The sequence below is a fragment of the Streptomyces sp. WM6386 genome (assembly GCF_000972385.1).
Classification (GTDB): Bacteria; Actinomycetota; Actinomycetes; order Streptomycetales; family Streptomycetaceae; genus Streptomyces.
Window position 1 is genome coordinate 116,961 of record NZ_JXTE01000038.1, and the last position, 11,877, is coordinate 128,837.

7 protein-coding genes are annotated in these 11,877 nt (G+C 71.1%); 2 read left to right on the plus strand and 5 right to left on the minus strand.

All coding sequences use genetic code 11. The features are described from left to right. Positions 1-9: 9 nt before the first annotated feature. Genes TN53_RS23405 through TN53_RS23415 form a run of 3 tightly spaced genes read right to left on the minus strand, consistent with a single transcriptional unit; the run spans position 10 to position 6,479 of the window. Positions 10-2,499: a hypothetical protein gene (locus tag TN53_RS23405; RefSeq protein ID WP_046260558.1), complete on the minus strand. Its 2,490-nt coding sequence runs from the start codon at positions 2,497-2,499 to the stop codon at positions 10-12. After that, positions 2,496-5,396, minus strand: coding sequence for a DUF6603 domain-containing protein (locus tag TN53_RS23410; RefSeq protein WP_046260559.1), 2,901 nt, complete (start codon positions 5,394-5,396; stop codon positions 2,496-2,498). The genes TN53_RS23405 and TN53_RS23410 overlap by 4 nt, the downstream gene beginning before the upstream one ends. A gap of 6 nt (positions 5,397-5,402) precedes the next feature. Further along, complete coding sequence (locus TN53_RS23415) at positions 5,403-6,479, minus strand: WD40 repeat domain-containing protein (protein WP_046260560.1); 1,077 nt, start codon at positions 6,477-6,479, stop codon at positions 5,403-5,405. Positions 6,480-6,797: 318 nt separating this feature from the next. Here TN53_RS23415 and TN53_RS23420 point away from each other — a divergent pair, with 318 nt between their 5' ends. Both TN53_RS23420 and TN53_RS23425 read left to right on the plus strand, forming a co-directional pair. Then, the gene (locus tag TN53_RS23420) at positions 6,798-7,991 is read left to right on the plus strand and encodes a DUF2235 domain-containing protein (RefSeq protein ID WP_046260582.1); all 1,194 of its coding nucleotides are present in this window, start codon (positions 6,798-6,800) and stop codon (positions 7,989-7,991) included. A 40-nt stretch (positions 7,992-8,031) separates the two neighbouring features. Beyond that, positions 8,032-9,978, plus strand: coding sequence for a phospholipase D family protein (locus TN53_RS23425; RefSeq protein ID WP_046260561.1), 1,947 nt, complete (start codon positions 8,032-8,034; stop codon positions 9,976-9,978). A gap of 14 nt (positions 9,979-9,992) precedes the next feature. Here the strand turns inward: TN53_RS23425 and TN53_RS23430 are convergent, their stop codons facing one another. Continuing rightward, positions 9,993-10,871, minus strand: coding sequence for a peptidoglycan-binding domain-containing protein (locus tag TN53_RS23430; RefSeq protein ID WP_095046678.1), 879 nt, complete (start codon positions 10,869-10,871; stop codon positions 9,993-9,995). Then, on the minus strand, positions 10,778-11,626 hold the full coding sequence (locus TN53_RS23435; RefSeq protein WP_324609622.1) for an AfsR/SARP family transcriptional regulator: 849 nt from the start codon (positions 11,624-11,626) through the stop codon (positions 10,778-10,780). Before TN53_RS23435 ends, TN53_RS23430 begins: the two co-directional genes overlap by 94 nt. Positions 11,627-11,877 lie beyond the last annotated feature (251 nt).

Genomic DNA, 11,877 nt, shown 5'->3' on the forward strand with positions numbered 1-11,877 from the left:
GTGCGGTGCTCAGCCGCCCAGCAACGTGGTGGCACTGAAGGCGAGTTGGAAGGGCCGTTGGAAGGCGATACGGGCCATGTCGGCCGCGTCCCGGCCCCACACCGCGAGATCGGGCGGCGGTGGGGTGGGGGTGGCGGGGGCCCGGCCCAGAAGGACGAACGCACCGCCCGCCACGTGGACGCCGTCCCAGGTGAGATCCGCCCAGGACTCCATCTGGGCGGGCTGGGCGCCGGTGTCGAAGCCGAACTGGGTGCCGCGCATCGGTTCGCGGAACACGAAGAAGAAGTCCTCGGTGCGGGCTCGTGCCGCGTCGAGGCCGGGGAACAGGTAGAGCACGGTGGACTCGTCCAGCGCGAGCGGGGTGGCCGGCACTCCGTCGAACGCGTCCGGCAGCTTGCCCGCCACGCCGCGTACGGCGAGCAGGGCGGTGCCCGGGAAGCGGTGCAGCAGTTCCCCGCGCACCAGCAGCACCAGGTTGCCCGCGCCGCCGGTGCGCAACTGGCTGCCCAGCGGGGCCTCGCGCGGCCACTGGGCGATCTCCTCGACATCCGCATCGTCGCTCGGCCAGAACCGGGCGAAGGGGGTGCCGCGCTGGTCGGTGGGGAACTCCCGCCACAGCAGCTCCCGGTTGAACTCGTGGTTCAGCCCGACCAGCAGCGCGGCGATGAACTCGGGGTTGGTCTCCAGCAGGGTCACCGAGTCCGGGGGCAGTGCGCTGATGCCGGGCAGCGCCCACTCCGGCCAGCGGGCCAGGAGCTCCTCGGCGATCGGCACGGTGAACTTCGGATGGGCCATGATCGGCCGCAGCGGGCGGGCGTCGTCCTGGTTGCGGTCCGCCCAGAAGTCGCCGGGGACGCGGTCGGTCATCCGCAGTATCTGGAGCCGTGTGGGGCTGATCCGCTCGCGCAGTTCGCCCGACAGTCCTTCGACGTCCATGTCCTCCATGTCCTGAAGGCCCCGCAGGAGGACCGGATCGGGCTGCTCGTCGGGGACCTCGCCGTCCACCCCGCGCTGGGCACGCCGGGCCAGCGCCCCGCCCGAGCGGATCAGCCGTGCGAACGAGGTGCTGGCCGCTCCCGTGGGCACCTTGTCGCTCGCGGCCAGCATCGCGGACAGGGTCTTCGCGTCTGCTCCGGCGACGGCCAGCGGCACGCGTCCGCTCACCGGCGCCATGAGGGTGACGAGATCGGCCACCCCCAGCGCGTCGAGGTGCTTGTGCTGGGCCCGCTCGGCCGCGGCGGCGGCCAGCTCACCGGCGGCCAGCAGACGGTTGGCCTGCCGGATCTCGCCGACCTGTTCCCAGGCGCGGGCCATCAGGAACTCCTGCTCCAGCTGCACGTACCGGGTGCCGAGCGCGGCGGCCACCCGTCGGCGGACCTCCAGGTTGAGCGTGCTCAGCCAGCTCTCCGGCTCGGCGGGCACGGTCTGTTCCCCGGTGTGGTGGCTGCCGTAGAGGGGCGGTCCCACGGCGACGATGTCCTGGTCGTCGACGGCTTCCTCGCGCTGGCGGGCGGGTGCGTCCACGCGTTCGCGCAGCAGGCCCCGGAACCGCTCCTGGACGGCGGGGTCGCTCCAGGTCTCGGGGGCCGCGGTGCCGGGCGCCCGCAGCGCACCGTCCATGGGCACGGTGGCAGGACCGGGGGATTCCTCGGCGGGCCAGGGCTTGCCGACATCGATGATCCGGCTGCCGAGTCCGGCCTCCGCGGCGGGCCGAAAGCGCAGTCGGCGGGCCAGCTCCTCGAAGGTGCCCGCCTGCCCGGTGCGAAAGGTCCACCAGTGGTAGACGGGCAGGTCGACGGTGTCCCGGCCGGGAATCGGCCAGGCGTCCGCCGTGGCCGCGCCCGCCGGTGTCACCTTCAGGCCCGCGTCCCGTCCCGCGGCGGTGGCGGGGACCACGGCGGCGATCCAGCCACGGTTCGGGAGCAGCCGACGCGGGCACATCAGCCGTGCGACGACATCGGCCGAGTGGTTGCGCGCCCCCTGCTCGACAAGGCGCTTCGCGCCGGGGCCGTCCGTGACGGTGTCGGGGAGGCGTGCCTCCACATGCGCCCACGCCCAGCGCTCGGCCAGCGGGGGCAGCGCGGCGACCGGGGCGGTGAGCACCGGCAGCGGATGGGACTCGCGCGGTGGGGCCGCCTCGTCCTCGGCCAGCACGATCAGCACGACCCAGGGCTGCGGTGTGGGTCCGCTCCCGGTGGGTGCCGTTCCCGGGGACAGCAACCAGGGCAGGTCGGCGTGGGCCAGTTCGACGGTGGCCAGCACGTTCTCCGCGGCATCGGACGTACCGGGCGGCGGTTCCTCCCGCAGGACCATGCTGCGGTCGAAGCCGAACACATCTCCGGGGCCGACCAGCGACAGCGTCGGCCCCGACACCGGTGGCGGCTCCTCGCGGCGGCCCTCGATGTCACGGTTGAACCGGACCGACGTGGGCAGTGCCTGCCCCGTGGCCGAGGCACCGGCGCCGACCTGTGCCGAGGAGAAGAACCAGCGCGTGCTCACGACCGTAGCTCCCAGGTCTCGACGAGCCGCAACGCGTCCTGCGGTTCGGCAAGTTGTCCGCGTACGGCGTCCCAGGCGTCCGTCGTGGCGTTGACCAGGGTGACGTCGTCCAGCAGCGGGCTGAGGGTCTCGGCGGCGGCCACGCTCAGCGTGGGCGGGCGTATCCTGACGGCCGCCTCGGGGGTGCGCCACCTCTCCAGCCGCTCGGCGGCGCTGACCGCGAAGACGGCCTCGCGCCGGAAGAATCCCAACCACGTCGTGAACTGCCGCTCAGGCAGCGGTGGTTCGTACTTCGTCTCATAGGTGTCGTCGACCCGGTGGCCCTCGCCGACCCGGACGCCGTCGGTACGCGCCCGCAGCCCGCCCGCGTGGCTGACGAACGCGGGCTCGGTGAGCTGTTGGTCCTCGGTGAGGTCGAAGAACTCGCCGGGCACGAATCGTTCGGGCAGCGAGGTGAGTTGGTCGGCCGCCTGGGGCGTACCGAGGGTGACCTCTTTGACCGTCCAGGTCTGCGCCGGTACCGGCCGCCGTTCGAACCGGGAGATCGGCACGCCCAGCGGTACCACGCGCTGGGTCAGGCGCAGGGTGGCGTCGGGGTGCACCAGGCTCCCCTGGTTCAGCTTCTCGTTGGCCTCGGGGGTGAACACCAGCGCGGTACGTTCGGCGGCGGGCCGCTCCGCCGACCAGGCCGTCGTCTTCGCCAGTTCGGGGGTGAGCGCGTCGAGCGGACTGCGTCCGGGTTCCTGCCGGATCGCCTGCGCCGATCCCCAGCGGACGTCGAAGTCCAGCTCGACGTCCCAGAACAGCACCGAGATGCTGCCAGTGCCGAAGGCGTGCCAGGGGGCCGGGCCCTCCAGGGTGAAGTCCAGCCCGATGCCCGCCAGTCGGCGCCCGAACGCGCGCACTGCCACCCCGGCCCGTACATGGACCGAGAACGCGAACACCGGGTCGAAGACGAACAGCGCGTCCAGACCGAGAAAGCCCTGCACCCCGCAGCCGGCGATCGACGCGTCCAGCTGTACCTGGCCGCCGAACATCACCGCGTTGGAGGTGATGGCGAAGTACGCCTCCATCCGCAGTCCGAAGCCGTTGCCCGGGGCCAGGTCGACCTGGAGCCGGCTCAGCGCCGGCACCCCGGCGGGGCGGGTGTAGCGGGGGTGGAAGCCGCCGGCGGACAGGACGAACTGCGGCTGCTCGCCGCCGCGCACGAGGAGATACATCTCCCCGCGCACCGCGAGCCCGACGATCCACGAGCCGGACAGCGACACCAGCAGTTCGACGAGGGGGACGGCCGGTTCGACACGGCCGAGCACACTCGCCTGGAGGCGGATGAGCGGCACCACCGGGTCGGGCAGCCCGACCAGCAGCCGTCCCACCAGCACCGCACGGGCCGGGGCGGGCAGCTCCAGGATCAGCGCGCCGGACAGGGACACCATCCGGCCGCCCCACGTGATGCGGACCATCGGCCCGACCAGAACACGCCCGGCGGCCACCGGGAACGCCGAGCCCAGGGATCCGATGATCTCCGCGGCGCGCTCGACCGCGCGGTCCGGGAACAGCACATGGTCGGCGTTGCCGTCGCCCACCAACTGCTGAAGTGCGGTGATGTCGACGCGCCGGTTGACGCCGACCAGCCCGCCGACGGCGTCCAGCGCGAAGCCCAGACCCAGTTGGATGCCGGGGGGCGGGAACTGCGCGGCGAGCAGCACCATGAAGCTGGTCGGGGCGCCGTTTCCGTCCGGCGGCCGGAACAGGGCGACGGCCTGGAGCCGCAGCACGCCCAGGTCGATCGAGATCAGGCCCCCGTAGCCCTGGTCGGGGGTGCGCCGGACCAGGCCGCCGCCGGAGATGGGTGGCACCTTGAGCTCGGTTCCGATGCCGTCCGGGAACAGTTCGCGCAGCCGGTTCGGGTCCAGGCCCGGCCGGGTGCCCGGGGACAGGGCGATCGGCAGGTCGATCCCGGCCCGCTCCAGATGGACGCGGAGCGGCAGACCCGGCAGCCCGGCGCTGGCCGACAGGGACAGGGCCAGGCGTGGCTCGCCGCCGTCGGAGGTGAGCTCCAGGGCGGCGCCCCGAGTGGACACGAGCGGGGCGTTCAGCCGCATGGGGAGGGGGACGCGCAGGGCGCCGGTGCCGGCGAAACGCAGACCCTCGGCCCGGTCGGCGCGCAGGATGACGGGCGGGGGCGGGCCGGACATGGGGCTGGCCCCACCGATGCCGAGCAGCCTGGCGAGGGCGGCCGGCAGAAGGGCGGCATTTAAGCCCTGCAACTCCAGCTCCACTGCGGCGGGCGTGCCGGGGCTCGCCGTAACGGTCAGTGCGATGCCGTCGACACTGACCCCCGGCCCGTCCGTCATTCCGGCGGCGAGCCGGCCGGTGCGCCGCAGCCGGATCGTCGCGGTGCCGCCGGGCGGAGCGGGCGGCAGGCCGGGGCCGAAGGCGGCGTCCCAGCCCTGCGGGGCGGCGATGTTCGCCTCCGCACTCCAGGGCGCCCGGCCGGCCGCAGGCGCGTTCAGGGTCGTCCCCGGGGTGACCACCACGTCGAACACGGGCCCGTCCGGGGTCACTCCGAGCACGGCACGCCCGGCGGCCGGTCCGGCCGGGTCGGTCAGTACGAGTGCCACGCCTAGCGGGGCGCCGGGGGCCCGCCGCCAGCCGTGCAGGCGTACGGGGGACGCGGAGTCCAGCTCGCCGAGCATCTCGCGTACGAGATCCACCAGCGAATTCCCGGCCGGCAGCCGGTCGTGCACGGCGAGCAGCCGGCCCGCGAGGACGGTGCCGGCGGCGGACGGATCCTCACCGAGTTCGGGCAGTGAACGGACCAGCCCGTCCACGGCGTCCCGGGTGAGCGCCCGCAGTTGGGCTGCTACCTGGTCAAGGAGCTCGTGGGAATCCATGGCGGCTCACCTCTGACTCGTCTGGTTCGCTTCGCCGTTGTCGATGACCAGCGCGTCGTTCATGGTGCCCAGGCCCAGCCAGCGGCCGTTCGGGCTGAACCGCAGGGTCAGCACCTCGTCGGTGGTGACGGCGTACAACTCCTTGCCGTCGATGTTGAACAGCCGTACGACGTTGTCGATCGAGGCGCTGGCCGCCAGCTTGCCGTTGGGACTGAACGCCACATGCGTGACGGCGCCGAACCCGGGGTCCGGGGCACCGGGGGTCAGCTTCGGCGCCCGGCCCCGCTCGACCCCGGTCTCCGCGTCCAGGATCCGGGCAAACCCGTCGGCACCGCCGACCACGGTCCACTTGCCCTTCGGGTCGTACGCCAGACAGCTGGGGGCCGTGACCTGCTCGTCGACGTCCTCCGGGGTCGGCCACACCTGTGCTCCGTCCTGCGCCTGGAACATCCGGGTGGTGTCGTCGGCGGCGCAGCACAGCACCAGCTTGCCGTCCGGGCTGAACGCGACCGCGAACACGGCGTTGCCGGGGGTCAGCCGGCTGATCTGGGTGCCGGTGGCCAGGTCCATCACCCGCGCGGACCCGGCGAGATGGTGGTCGCCGCCGTGCCGTTCGTCCACGGCCAGCGCGACCCGGGTGCCGTCCCGACTCAGGTCGACACCGGCGATCAGGGGCCGTTCGACAGTGATCCGCCGGGTGATCGTCCCGGTGGCCTGATCGAGTACGGCGACCAGGGTGTCGGTGGCCGCGATCAACTGCCCGTTGGGACCGAACTGCACGGTGTTCACCGAGTTGCCCGGGTCGAGCGGCCCTTCCCAGACGGCGGAGCCGGTCGAGCTGTCCCGCAGGGAGATCTTCTCGAGGTCGGCCACAGCGAACTTGCTGCCGTCGGGGCTGAAGGCGATGCCGGTGACGGATCCGTCGACGGCCACGTCCAACGCGGCGCCGATACCGACCGCGCGCACCCGCAGCAACGCATCGCTGCCGCCGCCGGCGAAGCGGGTGCTGTCCGGGCTGAAGGCTAGCGCCTGGACCGATCCCTCGTGCTTGACCCGGAGCGCCACGGTACCCGGCTCGCTCATTGCGGCACCTCCCTGTGCCTGGCCGACAGATGGGCACACCCAGAAGTCACCGGCGATGGAGGCGTGGCGATGGCCGTAGCCCAGGCCGGGAGGAGTTCGCGTTGGCGAACATGGCTGTATGTCGAATGCGCTGCCACAGCACACATCAGGCTGCGTGAGTTTGCTACAACTCACCAGCGTAGCCGGAATATCAACGCGCGCCACATCGACGTGCTCCGGTGCGGCCAGGAGCACCTCGCGTGGCGAGCTCCCCTGTGCGGTGCCAGCATTGGTAGTGGTGCTCTGTACCGCTCCGCGCTCTCGCGAGGAGGGATGATCATGGCCAAGCGTCTGGTCGTGTGCTGCGACGGCACCTGGAACTTCGCCGACCAGCCGAGCAAGACGAACGTCGCCAAGGTCGCCCTGGCCCTGCGCCCGGGATCCGCCGGCGGGAAGGAACAACGCGTCTACTACCACAGCGGCGTTGGCACCCAGCGGCGGGAGCGGCTGCGTGGCGGCGCGCTCGGCGTGGGGCTCTCCCGGAACGTCGTCGCCGCCTACCAGTTCCTCGTCGAGACGTACGAACCCGACGACGAGCTGTTCCTCTTCGGCTTCAGCCGGGGCGCGTTCACCGCTCGCAGCCTGGTCGGACTGCTCCGCAACTGCGGTGTGCTGCGGCGGGACCACGCCGACCGGATCCCGGAGGCCTGGGCGCTGTACCGGGACCGGATCGAGCAACCCAACGGCGCGGCGGCCACGTTGTTCCGCCGCTCGTACGCGCGCGAGACGGAGATCCGCTTCATCGGGGTGTGGGACACGGTGGGCGCCCTCGGCATCCCGGTCCCGGACCTTGCCTGGCTGCGTCCGGCGGCGGACCGGTTCAACCGCCGTTGGGCCTTCCACAACACCGAGTTGAGCAGCTGGGTCAGGTCCGCCTTCCACGCTCTGTCCGTCGACGAGCAGCGCTCGGCGTTCCGGCCGGCCCTGTGGCATCAGCAGCCCGGAGCGGACCGGGAGGGGCAGGAGCTCAAGCAGGTCTGGTTCGCCGGGGTGCACTGTGATGTCGGGGGCAGCTACAAGGAGGCGGGCCTTTCCGACGTCGCCCTGTTGTGGATGGTCGATCAGGCCCGCAGGTACGGCCTTGAATTCGACACCGACGTGCTCGGTCAGACCGGGCCGAAAGTGATGAAGCCGCAGGAGAGCATCGACTTCCGGGTACGGCCCGACGGTGCGGGCATGCTGCATACGTCCCGTACGGGCATGTACAAACTGTCCAAGCCGCTGTACCGGCCCCTGGGGGCGGCGGTCAACGACAATGGCGAGCCCGACGGGAACGAGTTCCTCGCGGTCCCCGCCAAGGAGCGCTACGACCGGGACACGGGTTATCGGCCGCGGGAACTGGAGCGCTACCTCGCCGCTCAGGACCGGGTACGGCTGGAGCCGGTGCTGCTGCCCGATCTCGCCGCGGGCCTGCCGCCGATCCCGCCGGGGGCGCCGGCCGATACGTCCAAGGGATTCCACCGGGCCCCGTGACCTCATGGTCCGGGCCGTCCGAGCGTGAAGGAGCCGCGCGATGCTCACCTCCGCACTCTTCGCCGGCGATCCGGTGCTGGAAGCCATCGCACAGGACCAGGACCGTATCTCGCGGTCCCACCACCGCACCGATCCGGCAGTGCGAAAGGTGCAGATCGCCCTCCTGGACTGGGATCCCGACTGTCTGCCCCAGTTCGGGGCCGACGGCGACTACGGCAACGAGACAGCCGGTGCGGTGGCCCGGTTCAAGGCCGAGGTGCTCGGGGTTCCCCCCGCCGAGATCATCGACGACGTAGGGCCTTTGACGGTCCAGAAGCTGGACGAGATCCGCGCGGCCGTCGAACGCCCGCCCGCCCCGAGCCTCGCTCCCGAGGAGTGGCTGCTGACCGACGCCGAGATGGGCGGCTTCCGCTCCCCCGCCTTCACCCTGGACAACCTGATCCTGTTCTTCGTCGACGGCGAGGCCTACTACAACACCCTGGCCACTCGCCTCGACGCTCTGACCGCCGGAGACCGGGTGCTGTTCGCGGGCTGGCGGTTCTCGCCCGAGCAGAAGCTGCTTCCCGCGGTCGCCGGCGCACCGGGAATCCTCGACCGGCTCCTCAAGCTCCGCGCCGACGGCGTCGTGGTCCGTGCGCTGCTGTACGGCTCGCAGTTCTCCACGCTGCCGGTGCGCAGACCGCGGATTCCGACCCTGCCGTCCAAGGACAACTTCGACTTCCGCACCGGTCTGGTCGATGCCGGGGCGCAGGCCGTCCTCGACGCCCGGGTGGGCGACTTCGGCTCCCACCACCAGAAGTGCGCCGTGGTACAGGGCGCCACCGAGGGGCCCTGCGCGTTCCTTGGCGGCATCGACATCTGCCTCGACCGCTGGGACAACGCCGCCCACATCGATCCGCCCGTACGACAGCGGGAGCCGGACTTCCTCGGACAGAAGATCTCTCTGCCCGGCTGGCACGACGTGCAGTGCGCGGTGTTCGGGCCCGCCGTCGGCCAGATCTGGCAGAGTCTGGTCCAGCGCTGGAACGACCCCACACGCCCCAGCCGTATCGACGCGACGCCCGCGCCGATCCCTCAGTCGGAGGCCCCCGGACCGCCGACCACCTCGGGCACCCAGGCCGTGCAGGTGCTGCGCACCCTCACCTGCAAGGGTGTCTACTCCTTCCTGCCTGGCGGCGAGTTCACCGTCGTGGCCGGCTACCGCAAGGCCATCCGCCGGGCCCGGCACTTCATCTACATCGAGGACCAGTATCTGTGGCCCTCGCTCGTCGTCGACGACCTGCGCGACGCCGCCGCCCGGGGCGTCCAGATCATCCTGGTCACCGCACGCGACTTCGACGCGCCGGGCCTCAAGGACGTCCACAAGGCGCTGCGGGCCGAGGCCCTGCAGCGCATCTCCTCCGCCGCTCCCGCGAACGTCCACTGCTTCCATCTGGAGCAGGCGGCGACCAGCCTTCAGGTCTACGTCCACGCCAAGCTGTTGATCGCCGACGACCAGTACGTCGCCGCGGGCAGCGCCAACCTGAACTTCCGCTCCCACACCACGGATTCGGAGCTCCAGCTCGGCATCTTCGACACGGAACTGATCGACAGCGCGATCGGGGGCGCACCGCATCCGGCCGGCAAGTCGGTCCGTGAACTGCGCACGCAGATCTGGGGAGAGCACCTCAACGAGGATCCGTCCCTGCACGAGGACCCGCTGGTGGGTCTGGGACGCATGCCGACGGCCGGAGGCAAGATCGGCCATCTGGTCAACTTCCCCGTTCCCCCGCAGGTTCCCGCCGTGGACTGGCGTGAGACGGTACGCGAACTGCTGCGCTCCCTCCAGGAGATGGAGAACTGGCAGCTCCTGGCGCCCATCGTGCTCGGCCCGCTGTCCCTCCCCCTCACACTGGTCCCGGGCATGGACCTCGGCGCCCTCGCGGACCTCATCCCCGACCCCGAGTCCTTCCTGCGCAACCTGCTCAACCCGCACACCGTCTGCTGAGACGGTTGAGACGCTCAGCCGCCGAACACGGTGAATCCGAGGCCGGCGAGCTGTGCGGCGAGCGCGGACACGGTGTCCGGATCGTTGAACGCCCCGTTCCCGGCCAGGCCGTTGGCCGACTGGAACTCCTTGACCTTGCCCTGGGTGAGGGGGCCGTCCACACCGTCCTGAGACAGCGGCTTGAAGCCCAGGGCGAGCAGCGCTCCTTGCACGCCGAACACGTCCGACACATCCAGTGCGACCTGTTCGAGGGGCAGGGCCTGGTCCTCCACGGCACGGGCCAGCAGAAAGTGGGCCCGGTCGAGCTTGTTGCGGATTCTGATCGTGCCCACGTCCGGGGTGAAGTGGGATTCGTCGGCCGCGCCCACCCAGTTCCGGGTTCCCACATGCCCCTGGAACTTGGGGAAACGGAACTTCGGACCCATCGCCCAGCTCATGCTCAACGCGCCGAGTTGGGCGTTGGCCGGCCAGAAGGCGAAGTCATGGAAGCCGTCGCGAGAAACGAGTACCGACTCCATCTCGTCGAGTTTTTCGAAGACATGGCGGTCGATTTCGGCGTCGTCGACGTGCAGGCGGGTGAATTGCTGGAATTTCCCGTGCAGCCCTTGCGGCGCCAGCTCCAGATGCGTTTTCACCGCGTCCCAGTCCAGCGCGATCTCTTCGGGCGAGGCCTCCGTATTCACGTCGTTGACGAGCCAGCGCAGCCTGTTGGCCGCGGCCAGGGACGCGGCCCGTTCCGCCGCGGTCGGTGCGGAGTTGTCCCGGGCCGTTTCGTCGATCTTGTTGCCTATGCCGGTGCTCACATACCCCTTGACGTCCAGGTACATGAAGTGGACTCGCCCTTCGAGGGGGTCGTTGAAGGTGATCCAGTAGTCGCGGACGCTCTGGTGCATGATGCCGCCTTCCTGGCTCTGTCTCGTGGACGCTCGGGAAGCATCCTGGCGAACCGAGGCGAGGGCTCCACGCCGAGCTCCTCGTCCAGCAACCGGCAGAACGCGTCGTAGTGACGCACCGCCTCGACGACGTTCCCCTCCGCGAGATGCGCCGACACCACAGCCCGGTGCGCGCTCTCCCGCAGCGGCTCCGCGCGCACGCTCGCCCAGGCCGCCTCCATCGCCAGCGCCGGTCTGCCCTGCCGCATCAGGGCCTCGGCCAGCGCGTCGAGGGCGTGCAGCCGCAGTTGCCGCAGCCGCTCCCGCTCCAGCAGCACCCAGTCCTCGTCCCAGCCCGGCAGCAGGTCCTCGCCGGTCAGGAGGCCCAGCGCAGGTCCTACCCGGGGGCCATCGCCCTGTACGACGCACAGGGCCGTCCGCGTGAAGGCGTGGACATCGACCCGGAGAGCGGGGGTCACCTGCAGGGCGTCCCCCCTGCAGCCGATCAGGGGCGGCTCGCCCGGCGGCAGCTTCCACAGGGTGGTGCGCAGGCTCCCCCGGGCGTGCCCCTCGGTGACCTCGGGCCACAGGGTGCCGGCCAGGACCGTCCGGGACACGCGCCCGCGCAGTCCCAGGTACGCGAGGAGGCGCTGGCCGTTGCGGCCCAGCTCGACGCTCCCGGTGTCCAGTTCCAGCCGGAACTGGCCGAGCAGTCTCAGCCGGGGAGGAGCAGAAACCACGTGCATCGCCTTCTCCGACGGGCGTGTCGTTTCCATTTTCGGCCCCGCTGTCACACCGTGCAATTCAGCACCGGTGACGCCATGATGACGCCCAGGTGACACCCGTTTCCGTACCTTCGGACAAACGCGGACCCTCGCGAAACCCGAAGGAGTGACTCATGGTCGCTCTGTCGAACGTCCAGTTCGGGAAGCGGAACGAGGACGTACGCACCGTACAGAAAGCCCTGATCAAACGCGGACACAAACTCCCCGACGGCGCCACCGGCTTCTTCGGCGAACAGACCAAG

Excerpts from the sequence above, each read along its gene's own strand:
- TN53_RS23410 (WP_046260559.1), bottom strand. The coding sequence starts at position 5,396 with ATGGATTCCCACGAGCTCCTTGACCAGGTAGCAGCCCAACTGCGGGCG.
- TN53_RS23415 (WP_046260560.1), bottom strand. The coding sequence starts at position 6,479 with ATGAGCGAGCCGGGTACCGTGGCGCTCCGGGTCAAGCACGAGGGATCG.
- TN53_RS23420 (WP_046260582.1), top strand. The coding sequence starts at position 6,798 with ATGGCCAAGCGTCTGGTCGTGTGCTGCGACGGCACCTGGAACTTCGCC.
- TN53_RS23425 (WP_046260561.1), top strand. The coding sequence starts at position 8,032 with ATGCTCACCTCCGCACTCTTCGCCGGCGATCCGGTGCTGGAAGCCATC.
- TN53_RS23430 (WP_095046678.1), bottom strand. The coding sequence starts at position 10,871 with ATGCACCAGAGCGTCCGCGACTACTGGATCACCTTCAACGACCCCCTC.
- TN53_RS23435 (WP_324609622.1), bottom strand. The coding sequence starts at position 11,626 with ATGGAAACGACACGCCCGTCGGAGAAGGCGATGCACGTGGTTTCTGCT.